At 54.3% G+C, this 15,138-nt stretch carries 12 protein-coding genes; all 12 read left to right on the forward strand.

Features of this window, described 5'->3' with window-relative positions:
* Positions 1-980, forward strand: a 980-nt coding sequence (locus PAT3040_RS03200; RefSeq protein WP_108991504.1) for a 2-dehydropantoate 2-reductase, incomplete at its 5' end; no start/stop codon positions are given.
* A 25-nt stretch (positions 981-1,005) separates the two neighbouring features.
* Complete coding sequence (locus PAT3040_RS03205; protein WP_258234806.1) at positions 1,006-1,404, forward strand: DUF3397 domain-containing protein; 399 nt, start codon at positions 1,006-1,008, stop codon at positions 1,402-1,404.
* A 156-nt stretch (positions 1,405-1,560) separates the two neighbouring features.
* Positions 1,561-3,201, forward strand: a complete 1,641-nt coding sequence (gene bshC / locus PAT3040_RS03210; RefSeq protein WP_108991505.1) for a bacillithiol biosynthesis cysteine-adding enzyme BshC — start codon at positions 1,561-1,563, stop codon at positions 3,199-3,201.
* A gap of 55 nt (positions 3,202-3,256) precedes the next feature.
* Positions 3,257-4,522 carry an adenosylhomocysteinase gene (locus PAT3040_RS03215; protein ID WP_108991506.1) on the forward strand — a complete coding sequence of 422 codons (1,266 nt, stop codon included), beginning with the start codon at positions 3,257-3,259 and terminating at the stop codon, positions 4,520-4,522.
* A gap of 216 nt (positions 4,523-4,738) precedes the next feature.
* Positions 4,739-5,794, forward strand: a complete 1,056-nt coding sequence (locus PAT3040_RS03220) for a DUF4349 domain-containing protein (protein ID WP_108991507.1) — start codon at positions 4,739-4,741, stop codon at positions 5,792-5,794.
* Between the two features lie 136 nt (positions 5,795-5,930).
* Entirely contained in the window at positions 5,931-6,368 is a 438-nt protein-coding gene (mraZ, locus tag PAT3040_RS03225) for a division/cell wall cluster transcriptional repressor MraZ (RefSeq protein WP_108991508.1), read from the forward strand.
* A 36-nt stretch (positions 6,369-6,404) separates the two neighbouring features.
* Positions 6,405-7,355: a 16S rRNA (cytosine(1402)-N(4))-methyltransferase RsmH gene (gene rsmH / locus PAT3040_RS03230; RefSeq protein WP_087567681.1), complete on the forward strand. Its 951-nt coding sequence runs from the start codon at positions 6,405-6,407 to the stop codon at positions 7,353-7,355.
* A gap of 43 nt (positions 7,356-7,398) precedes the next feature.
* On the forward strand, positions 7,399-7,800 hold the full coding sequence (ftsL, locus tag PAT3040_RS03235; protein WP_087567682.1) for a cell division protein FtsL: 402 nt from the start codon (positions 7,399-7,401) through the stop codon (positions 7,798-7,800).
* Positions 7,801-7,810: 10 nt separating this feature from the next.
* Positions 7,811-10,150, forward strand: coding sequence for a penicillin-binding transpeptidase domain-containing protein (locus PAT3040_RS03240; RefSeq protein ID WP_108991509.1), 2,340 nt, complete (start codon positions 7,811-7,813; stop codon positions 10,148-10,150).
* A gap of 362 nt (positions 10,151-10,512) precedes the next feature.
* Positions 10,513-12,453, forward strand: a complete 1,941-nt coding sequence (locus PAT3040_RS03245) for a stage V sporulation protein D (RefSeq protein WP_108991510.1) — start codon at positions 10,513-10,515, stop codon at positions 12,451-12,453.
* Positions 12,454-12,521: 68 nt separating this feature from the next.
* On the forward strand, positions 12,522-14,009 hold the full coding sequence (locus PAT3040_RS03250; RefSeq protein ID WP_108991511.1) for a UDP-N-acetylmuramoyl-L-alanyl-D-glutamate--2,6-diaminopimelate ligase: 1,488 nt from the start codon (positions 12,522-12,524) through the stop codon (positions 14,007-14,009).
* Positions 14,006-15,138, forward strand: a 1,133-nt coding sequence (locus PAT3040_RS03255) for a UDP-N-acetylmuramoyl-tripeptide--D-alanyl-D-alanine ligase (RefSeq protein ID WP_258234807.1), incomplete at its 3' end; no start/stop codon positions are given. The genes PAT3040_RS03250 and PAT3040_RS03255, both read left to right, overlap by 4 nt.

Below are 15,138 nucleotides of genomic sequence, written 5' to 3' on the forward strand. Positions count from 1 at the left end.
TCGGAATTATTGGAGGGGGCTCCATTGGGCTGCTATTTGCATCGAAGCTGGCAGCAGTCGGCGCGGAAGTCACGGTCTGGACCCGAACGGAGGAGCAAGCTTTCGCTATTGCGGCAGAAGGCATTCGGCTTTGGGATGCGGAAGGCGGGGAACATACGATTGGCGCGGGTGGAGAATGGCTGTCCAGGGAACGATTGGCGAAATTGGAGGCTGGTCGGCTGGAACGGGCTGACTGGTATCTGCTTGCGCTTAAGCAGACGGACATGTCGAAGGAAGCTGCCGAACTCATCGCGGAGCTGATCAGACGGACGCCGGATCGTCCGCCTCTCCTTTGCATACAGAATGGCACAGGACATCTCGGGAAGTTGACGGCCGCATCGGCAGGAGACTTCTCCATCTATAATGCGGTGACAAGCTCAGGCGCAAAGCGCGAAGACATGCGCTCGGTACGACATACCGGCCAAGGCTCCTTATTCCTTGCAGGGACGCCAGAATGGAGTCAAGGGGATCGCAGAAATGAGGGGGCAGAAGATGATATTCGTCAAAAAATGTTGCTTACATTCCTTAATCGGGCAGGATTTGACGCTTCGTTGTCGAATGACATCCATAATCGAGTCTGCCAAAAATTGCTCATCAATGCCGTCATCAATCCATTGACGGCGCTGTACGATATGCGAAACGGCGAATTGCCTGCCCATCCGGCGAGGCGTTCGCTCATGAAGGCGCTTCACGACGAGACCAAACCCGTTTTGCTTGCTGCAGGCATGAAGGAGTGGCCGGACAGCTGGGAGTCCGTGCTCGGCGTGTGCGAACGGACAAGCTGCAACGTGTCCTCCATGTTAGCCGACGTTAGGGCCGGCAAGGGAACGGAGATTGATTCCATTAACGGAGAGATCGCGCGGATGGCAGCCGCAAGGGGATTGTCTGCGCCGCTTAACGAGTCGATGCTGCGGCTGGTAGAGGCTCTCGGCAAGAGATAGATCGGAAGCGGGGGGAGTAAGCGACATGAACGCAATTATGGACAGTCTGTGGAAGGCGACGACTGCGCTGGCTTTATTTCCAATCGTGCCTTTCGTTATTGTACTGTTCGGTTATGGCGCATATGTGAGAGACCGAAAGAAGGCGCTCCGCATGGCGATGGATGTTTCGACGATCTTTTTGATCTTATGCGTATCCGGACAGTACAGTCTGATGTTCGACAGCACCTTTGGCTTCTACGGCATTTTGCTGATTATGATTCTGGCGGCGGGATTGCTTGGCAATGCGCAGTTCCGCAAGCGCGGAAGCGTGGATGTGAAACGGATATTCCGCGCCATATGGCGGTTAAGCTTTTTCGCCATGAGCTTTCTCTACGTCATCTTCATGATCGTGCTGCTAGGAAAAGTGATCTTTTCCGTGGCGTAGTCGCGATCAAGGCAGTATCGTAACGTCTCCGCCAGCGCGGAGACGTTTTTTCTTTTTGACGTCTGTGCGGATGTTCCTGTACAATTGGGAATGGTCTCACTATATTTTTCTCAGTGCATAAGAGCTGGCAGGATGACATGGAGGTGCAAGACCGGGATGAGTCAAGAACGTTATCAGCTTCCTGTCGCGCAGGCGCTGACGCAAGCATACATAGAAGGCAATCGCGAGGTAGTGGAAGGCTTGTATGGCTATCACGCCGGATCTCTCCTAGATTGGGAGAAGCGATTCGCTTGGCTGCAAGGCAGTACGAATACACGAGCAGCATCGGCGGAGGTCGCTTCCGTGCTGCGGGAATATAATGAACGACATGGGGCGGCGCAAGCTGCCATGCGCAATATAGCGGCTCTGGCGGAAGGGGCGCCAGTGGTTGTCGGCGGTCAGCAGGCCGGACTGTGGACGGGGCCTCTGCTCGTCATTCACAAGGCCGTATCCGTCATCGGGGCGGCGAAGTCGGCAAGCGAACAGCTTGGCGTCCATGTCGTGCCTGTCTTTTGGATCGCCGGCGAGGATCACGACTGGGATGAGGCTAATCATGCCTATGTCGTAACCGCCGAACAAGAGCTGCGCAAGCTGACGGCTTCCAAGCCGGAGGGCAGCAGAACCTCGGTGAGCCGGACTCGAATTGCCGAAGAGCAATGGGAGAAGCTTGTCGGCGAGTTGGAGCAGAGTCTGCCATCCTCAGAATTCAAAGCTTCCTTTATGGAGAAGCTTCGTCAATTGACGCAATCCAGCGGGACATTATCGGATATGTTTGCGTCCATCATGGCGATTATGTTCGGCGAAGAAGGACTCGTCCTGCTGGATGCCGACGATGCTGCGCTTCGCGCGCTGGAGGCGCCAATGTTCCGCAGAATGCTGGAAGAGAATGATGTGCTCAGCTCCGCTTATTCGTCGGCCGCCGAGAAGGTGCAAAGCTTTGGCTTCCCGCTGCAGGCCGAAGTGGCGGAAGATGCCGCCAATCTGTTCCTGTTTCAGGGGGACAAGAATGATGAGCGCACGTTGCTGTACAAGCGGGAGGGCGGCTTCCGAGACAGGAGAGATACGGTCTTCTGGTCGAAGGATGAGCTTCTGCGGCTTGCCGGGGAACGGCCTCAGCAATTCAGCAACAACGTCATGACCCGCCCCATCATGCAGGATTATCTGCTGCCGGTGCTTGGCGTCGTGCTGGGACCCGGCGAAATCGCCTACTGGGCAATGACGGGAGAGGCATTCCGGACGTTTGGCATGGAGATGCCGATTATTGTGCCTCGGATGTCCTATACGCTTGTCGAAGGCGGCGTCGTTAAGAACATGGCCAAATATGAGCTTTCCTTCCATGACGTCATGGAGTCGTTCGAGGAAAAGAGAGCGGCATGGCTGAAGGGGCAGGACAACTTGCATATCGAAGCCCGTTTCGGCGAGGCAAGGGCTGCCTTCGAGACGATGTATACGCCGTTGCTGGAGCTTGCCGGCTCCGTTCAGGCTGGTCTGATCAAGCTGGGCGAGACAAATATGGCGAAGATCATGGAGCAGATCAGCTATATGGAATCCAAGACGATCGAGGCGTATAACAAACAATTCGAAGCTTCGACCCGACAGCTGGATCGTATCCGAATCTCGCTGCTGCCTTTGGGCAAGCCGCAGGAACGCGTCGTCAATATGGCGGTGTATTGGAATCGCTACGGCGACGACTGGCTGAAGAAATTGCTGGAGACGCCCTTCAGCCGAACCGGCGGTCACGAAATCGTATACTTGTAAGGGTTGTTCAAAAGTCCGCTTTTGATCACCAACTTATTAACAGGAGGCAATCAGAATGAGCGCAAAAGACAATAGCATTATCGCAGATCTGGCGTTGGCGCCGGAAGGACATCTAAAGATTGATTGGGCAAGCTCTCATATGCCCGTGCTGAACCGGATTCGCGAACAGTTTGAGAAGGAGAAGCCTTTTCAAGGGCTGAAAGTATCCATCTCGCTCCACCTCGAGGCAAAGACGGCTTACCTGGCCAAAGTTGTTCAAGCAGGCGGCGCGGAAGTGACGATTACAGGCAGCAATCCGCTTTCCACGCAGGATGATGTGTGCGCGGCGCTTGTGGAGGACGGCATTACCGTATTTGCGAAATACAACCCGACATCGGCGGAATTCAAAGCATTGAATATGAAGGCGCTGGAAAACAATCCGGATCTCATCATCGACGACGGCGGCGATCTCGTAACGCTGCTGCATACGGAGAGCAAACAACATGCCGTTAATCTTCGCGGCGGAGCGGAAGAAACGACAACAGGCATCATCCGCCTCCGTGCATTGGAGAAAGAAGGCGAACTCCAATTCCCGATGATCGCCGTTAACGACGCGTTTTGCAAATATTTGTTCGATAACCGCTATGGCACGGGACAATCCGTGTTCGACGGCATTAACCGGACAACCAATCTTGTCGTAGCCGGCAAGACGGTTGTCGTTGTCGGTTATGGCTGGTGCGGCAAAGGCGTTGCAATGCGCGCCAAAGGCCTTGGCGCCAATGTCATCGTCACCGAGATCGACGCGATTAAGGCGGTAGAAGCCTATATGGACGGCTTTGCTGTCATGCCGATGCTGGAGGCGGCCAAGCTTGGCGACATGTTCGTCACTGTAACCGGCAACCGCGACGTCATTCGCGGCGAGCACTTCGAAGTGATGAAGGACGGCGCGATTTTGTCCAACGCCGGGCACTTCGACGTAGAAGTAAACAAGGTAGAGCTGGAAGCGATGTCCGTCAGCAAACGTACGGTACGCCGCAACATCGAGGAGTACAAGTTGAACGATGGCCGCAAGTTCTATCTGCTTGCAGAGGGCCGTCTTGTTAACTTGGCGGCCGGTGACGGCCATCCGGCGGAAATCATGGATATGACTTTCGCCCTTCAGGCGATGTCGCTCAAATACGTAAACGATCAATACAAGTCGATCGGCAGCAAAGTGGTCAACGTGCCTTATGAGCTTGACGAGCAAGTAGCGCGCTACAAGCTGGAGTCTTTAGGCTTCGGCATCGACAAACTGAGCGCCGAGCAAATCGCCTATCTGGACAGCTGGGCGGAAGGCGAATAAAACTGCCAACTTGCCTGGGTAGTCGGTTACAGGATAACACCACGAATCATAGAACCTTTCGCGTTAAGTTTTGCGCGGAAGGTTTTTTTGTCTTACTAGGAAAACACGCGCTCCTTTCGCCGGAACCTTTTTCTTCCAATGTTCGTCTGTTAAGTCGAAGCCAACGGTCTATGGCTTGGTTTGAAGACTGCCATAACGAAAAAGGGGGAATTAACGATGGAATTAACGTCTGAAACAAAAAGAAGACGAACCAAATGGCTGCTCGCAATGATGCTTGTTCTGGTGGCAGCCATGCTGATGACGGGATGTCAGGCATCCGATTCGGATTCGGCTAAAAACGCCGGAGGAAGCGGAGGCATGGCGGATTCTCTTGAAGTCCCGGCAAACGTTGAAAGCGAAAAGAAAGGCTCGATTGCGAATACAAACACATCCAACCAAGCCGTTGCGGGCGAACAGTCAATCATTAGCTCGGGAGGGACTGTTACAGGGGACGGTGCCGGCGCTTCCGGCATGGGCTCGGCTGCGAACGGCGAACCATTCAGCGGCAAAATTATTTATACGGCCAATATGGCCTTGAGAGTAGAAGATATTGCGAAGGCGGGAACGGAGCTGCGCGATATCATTCATGCAAGCGGAGCTTATATTTTGCAATTTAATGATTCCAGATACGACGGGGAGATCGCTTCTCTCTATACGATTAAAGTGCCTGCGGGGGGCTTCATGTCGTTCGTGGACAAGATTGCGGAAATACCGAACGTCAAATTCCAGCAGGACATTTCCGGAAAGGATGTATCGGAGGAATATGTCGATCTGGAGTCGCGTTTGAAGGCTAGAAGGTTAGTTGAGGAACGACTGCTTAGCATGATGGAAAAAGCAGACAAGGCCGATGACTTATTAAAGTTCTCCAACCAGCTGGCGGAGGTACAGGAGCAAATCGAGCAGCTATTGGGCCGAATCAGGTATCTTGACGCGAATGTTGCCTATTCTACCGTCGAGTTAAGAATTTACCAGGTCGACCAGAAGATGGCCACCGGCTTGGAATCGGATTCCCAATCTTTCGGTGCCAGACTGTCAGGAGCTTTAACCGGCAGCTCCAAGACGGTCTGGGCCGGGATTCAGGGGTTTATGGTCATTCTTGCGGGGGCGCTGCCCGTTCTGGCCATCCTTGCCGTAATTGGAATTCCGGTATTCTGGTTCACGAAGCATAGACGAAAAGGAATAAATTCGCACTCGGGGATGCCGCAAGAAAAGAACGCGCCGCCGGAAAGTTAATCTTTAACAACCTAAAATATTTAAAGAAAATCCTGCTAACTAAGCAGGATTTTTATTTTAGGTGGCGAACTACTGTATTCAGGTGGGGAAAAGTGGGGCAAAGTGGAGCGTTAGGGGGAAGGAGTGGAGCGGAATTATGTTTATGGGTGAATATCAACATAGCATTGACGAGAAGGGACGTATTATCATTCCTTCGAAATTCCGCGAATCGCTCGGTACGACCTTTATCGCCACGCGAGGCCTTGATAACTGTTTGTTTGTGTACCCCATGAGCGAGTGGAGCGTACTGGAGCAAAAGCTCAAGTCGTTGCCGCTGATGAAGTCCGACGCGCGGGCGTTCACGAGGTTTTTTTTCTCGGGAGCTACAGAATGCGAGCTGGACAAACAGGGCAGGGTAAACATACCCGGCCATCTGCGAGATTATGCCAAGCTGGATAAAGATTGTATGGTGCTCGGCGTTTCAAGCCGGGTGGAAATTTGGAGCAAGCAGACATGGGAAGGCTACTACGAGCAATCGGAGCAAGCCTTCAACGAAATTGCGGAGAAACTGGTTGATTTCGATTTTAACTTCTAGAGCATATCGGACATCGAGAACGGGAGGAAAGACGGCGTGTTTCAGCATACGACAGTATTATTGGAGGAAGCAGTTGACGGATTGGCCATCAAGCCTGGCGGCGTCTACGTAGATTGTACGCTCGGCGGAGCCGGGCACAGCGAACTGATCGCATCCAGACTAAGTGAAGGCGGAAGGTTGATTGCGTTCGACCAGGATGACTGGGCGCTAAGCAACGCGCGAGAACGGCTGGCTCCCTATATGGATAAAGTAACGCTGGTCAGAAGCAATTTCCGCTATCTGGAGCAGGAATTAAGAGGCTGCGACGTGCGCATCGAGAACGGCGTGCCTCAGGTAGACGGCATTCTTTTCGATCTTGGGGTATCCAGCCCCCAATTGGACGAGGCGGAGAGAGGTTTCAGCTATAACCACGACGCGCCGCTGGACATGCGGATGGATCGCGAAGAGTCGCTTACGGCGCATGAGATCGTCAACGAGTGGGAGGAGCGGGAAATATCCCGCATCCTTGATCGCTACGGCGAGGAGAAGTTCGCCCGCAATATAGCCCGCAACATCGTGAAGGCAAGGGCAACCGCGGCGATAGCCACCACGGGAGAGCTGGCGGAGCTGATCAAGGTTTCGATACCCGCGGCGACAAGAAGAACGGGTCCGCATCCCGCGAAACGTTCTTTCCAGGCGCTTCGCATTGCCGTCAACGACGAATTGGGAGCGGAAGAAGAAGCGCTGGAGAGCGCGGTTCGCTGCCTGGCACCTGGCGGCAGAGCTTCCGTGATTACATTTCACTCGCTTGAGGATCGTATTTGCAAGTCGATTTTCGCCAAATATGTGGAGAAATGCACGTGTCCGCCGGACTTCCCGCTATGCGTATGCGGGAACAAAGGGACGCTCAAGCTGATTAACCGGAAGCCAATCCTGCCGAGCGAGAGAGAGCTGGAGGATAACCCGAGAGCCCGTTCGGCCAAATTGCGAGTAGCGGAAAAATTATAGAGTGGCGAAATAGGAACATTTTATTCATAAGGGGGATTACATTGTGGCGTATGTGAATGGAAATCTGGCACTTCAACCGAAGAAGAAACCGCAACAGGAGCCACTTATCCGGGAAACCAAAAAACTTGTCGTTAAACGGAAGTCGTTGCCGGTTCAGGAGAAGCTGCTATATTTGTTCACCGTACTGATTTGCGTAGTCGTTGCAGGAGTCATCATTTTCCGATATGCGCAAATCTACGATATGAATATTCAAATCACGAAGCTTAACTCAGAATACCAAGGTTTGAATGTAGAGATCGAGGAACTGAAGAGGCAAGTGGAGACGCTCAACGATCCAGAGCGGATTAGACAACTGGCGGAGACGCAAGGCATGGTCAGCAGCGAGGATGCTGGCATTACGGTGAAGACGGGCGGCGAGCAATTGACGACAGTCATGCAAGAATAGGGTGATCGCAATGGGGAAACGAATTAAACTGCGGACATTGTTTTTTGGAGGGATCATGACCCTCCTTTTCTTTGTCCTGATAGGTCGAATCTATATGGTGCAGGTCGTAGACGGCGCGATGTGGTACGAAGAAGCGAAAAAAAGATGGTCGGCCGCCGACACGATGAAGGCGAAGAGGGGAGAGATTACGGACAGGGACGGCAACGTTCTTGCGATGGACACGATAGCGTATAACGTATCGGTAGACCCGCAGATCATTAATGATGCGGACATAGCAGAGGAGGTCATTGACGGACTGCATGAAACCCTCGGGATCGACAAGGACGAGCTGACGAAGCAGGTGACGGCCCAGAAGGAAGACGGCACCTTCTATCGATCGCGGGAGCTGCGCAAGGGAGGTTGGCTGATCGACAAGCCGGTGGCGGATGGCGTAGCGGCGTTCCGCGACGAGCTGAAGGGAAAACTGAGGGAAGATGGCAAGAAGCTGGATACGGGCATCTATATGGTAGAGACGCATAAACGTTTTTATCCAAGGAGTTTCCTGGCTTCTCAACTCGTAGGTTATGTCAGTCTTGATGGAGAGAACAAAACGGGTGTCGAAGCTTACTTCAACGATCAGTTGCAGGGTGCTGACGGTTTTATCCGGTACGAGAAAGACGGCAAACGCGTCCAGTTGTCCAAGGGAGAGGTCGATTTCCAAGCGCCGAAGGACGGCAACAATATTAAGCTGACGATCGATAGCGACATTCAACTGTATGTAGTGGAGGCGCTGCGCGATATTGTGAAAAAATATTCGCCGAAAAGCGCAACGGCAATCGCGGCGGATCCCGACACAATGGAAATATTGGCCATGGCCAATATGCCGGAATTTGATCCTAACGAATATGCGAAGTACGATTACGCCAACTTCTACAACCATGCTGTAGGCTCGTTATATGAGCCAGGTTCTACGTTCAAAATCGCTACGCTGGCAGCCGCGGTGGAGGAAGGCGTGTTCAACCCGGATGAAATTTACCAATCAGGCAGCATTGTCGTGCCCGGGGATCCCAGACCGATACGCGAACATAACCGTAGAGGGTGGGGGAAGATCAGCTTTCTGGACGGCTTGAAATATTCCAGTAACGTCGCGTTCGTTAAACTGGGCTTCGAGAAGCTCGGCGGAGAAAAGCTTCGCGATTATTTTACGAGATTCGGTTTCGGTCAGAAAACCGGCATTGAGTTGACAAACGAACTGGCTGGGAAAATAGATTTGCTGGGCAACAGGGATATCGCTTCGGCTTCGTTCGGACAAGGCAGGGTACAAGTAACCGCTATCCAACAAGTTGCGGCTGTCGCAGCTGTAGCCAACGGCGGCAAGCTGATGGAGCCGCATATCGTTAAGAGCATTACAGATCCTTCGACGAATACGACGACGGTGACGGATCCGAAGTTTGTTCGCCAGGTCATTTCCGAACAAACATCCAAGCAAGTCGGCGAATATCTGGAGCAAGTCGTCTCCGACCAGGACAAGGGAACGGGGAAAAACGCGTATATCGAAGGCTACCGAGTCGCAGGCAAGACGGGTACTGCGCAGAAGGTTATCAACGGCAAATATTCCGATAATAAATTTATGGTTTCTTTTATTGGTTACGCACCTGTGGAAAATCCCAAGATCGTACTTTATATCATGGTCGACGAGCCGAACAATCCGCTTGCCGGGGGCGGTTCGGTCGCGGCACCTGCTTTTCGGGAGATCGTTTTAAAAAGTCTGAAAAAGATGGGGATCGCGCCAGACTATAACATTGAAAGCGATGAGGAATCTGACAATAAGGAAGCGAAGATTGCAGTTCCGAAGGTGCAAGACTTAAGTGTTGCGCAGGCGAAGGCCGAGCTGCAGGGCAAGGGATTATCGTTTGAAGTCGTAGGCGGCGGCGACAAAGTGCTGAAGCAAATTCCGGCAGCAAGCTCTCTCATCTATCCCGCGCAGAAGGTATATATTGTGACGGAGAAAAAGGATCAGCTGGCCGTGCCGGATCTGACGGGCGTCTCGCTTCGGGATGCGCTGGAGCTGACCTCCTTGATTGGCGCGCGCCTCGTAACGGAGGGGACTGGTTACGTCGTCAGCCAGCAGGTTGTAGAAGAGAACGGCGGGCGGCTGGTCAAGGTGCAGCTGGTCCCTCCAGAGGGCGCTGAAGGCTACGACGAAGCGCTAAGCGCCTCCGGCGGCGGTGGCGAAGAGTCCGATACTGGCGAAGAGGGCGGCGAATCCCAATCGGATGACGAATCAGATGCCGGAGAATCCGGCGGTTCCGAGGATTCGACGGACGCCGACATCGAACCGCCGGTTGGCATGCAGGGCGGCGAGAACTGACCGATTTCGAGCTTGGCTGGCAGCGTGCAAGATTCGACGTCGAATAAGCTTCTGGGTGATGTTTTGAACTACCATTCCAATAAAGGTTCAAAATGTTCGCTTTTCAGCACCAAGAAGGTTGTACGAAGTCGGGAAATGAGGAGCGGAGCGTAGCTGTAAGCTACGTGAGCACCGGAATGACTGGCAGCGTGCAAGATTCGACGTCGAATAAGCTTCTTCGAGCAGCATCGTGATCAAAAGTGAACATTTTGAATTACCATATCAGGGGCTTGTTCTATCCCTCTCTTGTGTTTCATAGTCTGGGAATGAGCGTCAGTGCACGCTTATTCGCAAGGCTGGAGGCGAAGAGGGGGATTTCTACGATGAAGGTATCTAACGTAACGGTTAGGCGACGGTTGTTCGTCGTGCTCATTCTCGCAGGCGTGGCGTTTAACGCCCTATGTTTAAGGCTTGGCTATGTACAGCTGTACAAAGGCGCTGAGCTTGCAGAGAAAGCGGAAAATTCGTGGAGGCGCGACATTCCGTATGTCGCGAAGCGAGGCGAAATCTGGGATCGCAACGGCGTGCAGCTAGCCTATAATATAAGCACGCCCACTGTATGGGCGATACCCGTGCAGGTCAAAGAGAAGGAAGCGGCGGCAGCTACGCTGGCGCCATTGCTCGACATGTCCCAGGAAACGCTGCTCAAAAAAATTTCAACGAAAGAAATGATCGTCCGGTTGGGGCCGGGCGGCAGAAAGATGACGCCGGAGAAGGCCGATGAGATACGTGCGCTCAACCTCCCAGGCATCGTCGTCGCGGAGGACAGCAAGCGGCATTATCCGTTCGGCAGTCTCGCTGCCCACATGCTGGGCTTCACGGGTATCGACAATCAAGGACTCACCGGCATCGAGTCGAAATACAACGAAGCGCTGACCGGCATTCAAGGCAACGTATCCTTCTTGTCCGATGCGGCTGGCCGCCAGATGCCGAATTCGTCCGATACATACGTTGAGCCGCAAGAAGGCTTGACGCTGCAGCTCACGATCGACAAGGAAATACAGGCTGTCATGGAGCGAGAGCTGGATCAGGCCATGACGGGCCTGCAAGCGGATAGCGTCATCGCGATCGCCATGAATCCGAAGAACGGAGAAATTCTCGGCATGGCGAGCAGGCCAACCTACGAGCCGGACAAATATCAGGAAGTGCCGAGCGAGGTGTACAATCGGAATCTTCCCATCTGGATGACGTACGAGCCAGGCTCCACATTCAAGATCATTACGTTGGCCGCCGCGCTCGAGGAGAAAAAGGTCAATCTCAAGAACGAGCATTTTTTCGATCCGGGAGCGATAGAGGTCGGCGGAGCGAGGCTTCGCTGCTGGAAAAAAGGCGGTCATGGCAGCCAAACGTTCCTTGAAGTCGTCGAAAACTCTTGCAACCCTGGTTTCGTTACGTTAGGCAACCGGTTAGGCAAGGAAACGCTGTTCCAATACATCAGGGACTTTGGCTTCGGCACGAAGACGGGGATCGACATTAATGGAGAAGAAAACGGGATCCTGTTCAAGCTGAGTCAGGTTGGTCCTGTAGAACTTGCGACGACGGCGTTCGGTCAAGGCGTCTCTGTGACCCCGATTCAACAGATCGCGGCGGTATCGGCTGCGATTAATGGCGGAACGTTGTATAAGCCCCATGTGACGAAGGCGCTCATCCATCCGGATACGGGAGAGGTCGTCAAAGAAGTGGAGCCTGAGGCGGTGCGTACCGTTATTTCGGAAGAGACGTCGAAGCAGGTGAGAGAAGCGTTGGAGAGCGTCGTGGCAAAGGGCACAGGACGCAACGCGTTCATCGACGGTTACCGGGTCGGAGGCAAGACGGGAACGGCGCAGAAGGTCGTTAACGGGCGTTATTCGCCTAATGAGCATATCGTGTCGTTTATCGGCTTCGCGCCGGCGGACGATCCCCAGATCGTCATCTACGTGGCGGTCGATAATCCGCAAGGCATCCAGTTCGGAGGTTTGGTCGCGGCCCCTATCGTACGCAATATGATGGAGGATGCGCTAACGATTTTGGAGGTTCCTCGCAGGGAGTCGCAGATTGACAGGCTGTACAAGTACGGAGAAACGCCGATCGTTACCGTGCCGAATCTGATCGGCAAGAGCGTCTCCGATCTGTATGAGGATTTGAATATGAACTTCAATCTGACCACCGCAGGCTCCGGCAAGGTTGTCATCCGGCAGGCGCCGGCGGAAGGGGCGAGAGTCGACCGGGGCTCGACTATCCGCATCTATCTCGGCGATGAAGAAGACATTCCGCATTCCCACTAGCCATTAACGCGTTTACTCTGGGCGGCATATAGTATTCCGTCAGAGTATTCGAGGGAGGCATGGAAGGGATGCGTCTAAGAGAACTTACGGAGCTGCTCGTTACAGCGAGGTTAATAGGGGACGGAGATACGGAATTTACGGGGATAACACGAGACTCCCGGCTTGTTGCGGAAGGAGATCTGTTTATCTGCATTCCCGGGCACAAGGCGGACGGTCATAGTTATGCCGAAGCGGCGGTTCATTGCGGAGCGGCGGCGCTTGTCGCAGAGCGGCCCCTTCCGCTGGATATTCCGCAGCTGATTGTAAAGGATGCGAGAGGGGCGGCAGCCGTCATTGCTAGCCATATCAATGGTTATCCCAGCAACAGCGTGCGTCTGATCGGCGTAACGGGCACGAACGGCAAAACGACGACAACTTATCTGGTGGAAACGATTTTAAACGACAGCGGAAAATCCGCCGGCGTGATCGGGACGATCGAGCGGCGATTCGGAGGCCGTTCTTATCCCATGGAAGGCACTACGCCGGATTCGCATGAGCTCCAGCGTTATTTGGGAGAGATGAGAGAAAGCGGCGTTCAGTACTGTGCGATGGAGGTGTCCTCGCATGCGCTGGACCAAGGGCGGGTCAAGGGCTGCCGGTTTCGGACCGCGATCTTTACCAACCTGACGCAGGACCACCTGGATTATCACGGCACGATGGATAAGTATGCGGATGCCAAAGGGTTGTTCTTCTCGCGGCTCGGCAACGTCTATGAAGCCCGACAGGAGGAACGTTCCTTCGCTGTGCTCAATGCGGACGACGAGGCCTCCGAGCGCTTCCGGAAAATGACGGCGGCCGAAGTCGTGACTTACGGCATCGAAAATCCGGCGGATGTCCGGGCAAGCGATGTTCGGATTACGTCGAGGGGGACATCGTTCCGGGTATCGACGTTTAGGGGCGAAGCCAAGATCGAGCTCCGCCTGCGAGGCAAGTTCAACGTCTACAACGCGCTTGCCGCAATAGCGGCGACGCTGCTGGAAGGCGTGCCTCTTGCTGCTATAGCGGAGTCTCTGTCTGCTATTCCCGGCGTACCTGGCCGCGTGGAGAGCGTGGAGGAGGGCCAGCACTATGCCGTAATCGTCGATTATGCCCATACGCCGGACGGCCTGCAGAACGTGCTGCAGGCGACGCGAGAATTCGCGGAGGGCCGTATTATTTGCGTATTCGGCTGTGGAGGCGACCGTGATCGGGCGAAGCGCCCAATGATGGGCCGAATCGCGTCCGAGCTTGCGAATTATATGATCGTGACGTCCGACAACCCCCGGACGGAAGACCCGCTTGCCATCATCGACGATATAATGGAAGGGGTGATTGCGGCTGGTTCGGATGGAGATCGCTACGCCGTCATTCCCGATCGGAAGCGCGCGATTGAAAAAGCGGTTGAAATGGCAAGCCAAGGCGATGTAGTATTGATTGCGGGGAAAGGTCATGAAACCTACCAGCTGATCGGCGGAGAGGTGCATGACTTCGACGATCGATTAACGGCAAAAGACGCGATAAGGAGATTTTTACATTGATTAAACGTACTGTAGGACAAATAACGGCCATGTGCGGCGCCAAGCGCCAGGGCGGCTACGAGGATATGCTGCTCCGCGGAGTGACGACGGATTCGCGAGCGGTTGGAGGCGGAGGCGACCTGTTCGTCCCGCTCGTCGGAGAACGCTTTGATGGACACGACTTCGCGGCGCAGGCGGCCGAGAACGGCGCCAAAGCGATGCTGTGGCAGAAGGGACGCGACATCCCCGCTGATCTTCCCGATGTGGCGTTCCTAGTTGTCAGAGACACCCTGGCTGCACTGCAACGGCTTGCTTCCGCTTACCGGAACGAGCTGATGGTGCGAGTAGTAGGCATTACAGGCAGCAACGGCAAGACGACAACCAAGGATATGACGGCTGCTTTGTTGTCCACACAGTATTCGGTCCTTAAGACGGAAGGCAATCTGAACAACCACATCGGCTTGCCCCTGACGCTTTTGAAGCTGGACGAAGAGACGGAGGTTGCCGTGCTGGAGATGGGCATGAGCGGCTTCGGCGAGATCGAGCTATTAACGAAGCTTGCGTCTCCCGATCTAGCCATTATTACGAATGTCGGCGACGCGCATTTGCTTCATCTTGGCTCGCGGGCCGGCATCGCGAAGGCAAAGCTGGAGATCGCGCTTGGCCTTGGCGAGGACGGCGTCCTGCTCTACAACGGCGACGAGCCGCTGTTGAAGGAAGGACTTGCAGAGTCGGCGCTGCCTGAAGGCGTTACTCTCCGGACATTCGGTCTTGGAGCGGATAACGAATGGTCCGCGGACGACATTCGGCTCCATCCGGATCAGAGCGTATTCGCGGCGCTGCACCGGGGACAAGTAAGCGGACTCGGAACCGTTCATATTCCGGTGCCTGGTCGTCATAATATTAGCAATGCCCTTGCCGCGATTGCCGCCGCCAGATTTATGGGCGTGCCTGCGGAAGCCATCCATCGCGGCTTTAAAGAGCTCAAGCTGACAGGCATGCGCATCGAGCCGGTAAAGGCGTTTAACGGCGCCGTCATTTTAAACGACGCGTACAATGCCAATCCCACTGCCGTACGCGCGGCTATCGATTTGGTTGGCGGACTCGAGAGCTTCGGCCGCCGCTGGATCGTGCTGGGCGATATGCTGGA

Origin of the sequence: Paenibacillus agaridevorans (assembly GCF_003112455.1) — a bacterium.
Taxonomy (GTDB): Bacteria; Bacillota; Bacilli; order Paenibacillales; family Paenibacillaceae; genus Pristimantibacillus; species Pristimantibacillus agaridevorans.

Coding starts and splice junctions, on each gene's coding strand:
- PAT3040_RS03250 (WP_108991511.1), top strand. CDS start 12,522: ATGCGTCTAAGAGAACTTACGGAGCTGCTCGTTACAGCGAGGTTAATA.
- mraZ (WP_108991508.1), top strand. CDS start 5,931: ATGTTTATGGGTGAATATCAACATAGCATTGACGAGAAGGGACGTATT.
- PAT3040_RS03245 (WP_108991510.1), top strand. CDS start 10,513: ATGAAGGTATCTAACGTAACGGTTAGGCGACGGTTGTTCGTCGTGCTC.
- PAT3040_RS03205 (WP_258234806.1), top strand. CDS start 1,006: ATGAACGCAATTATGGACAGTCTGTGGAAGGCGACGACTGCGCTGGCT.
- PAT3040_RS03240 (WP_108991509.1), top strand. CDS start 7,811: ATGGGGAAACGAATTAAACTGCGGACATTGTTTTTTGGAGGGATCATG.
- PAT3040_RS03220 (WP_108991507.1), top strand. CDS start 4,739: ATGGAATTAACGTCTGAAACAAAAAGAAGACGAACCAAATGGCTGCTC.
- bshC (WP_108991505.1), top strand. CDS start 1,561: ATGAGTCAAGAACGTTATCAGCTTCCTGTCGCGCAGGCGCTGACGCAA.
- PAT3040_RS03215 (WP_108991506.1), top strand. CDS start 3,257: ATGAGCGCAAAAGACAATAGCATTATCGCAGATCTGGCGTTGGCGCCG.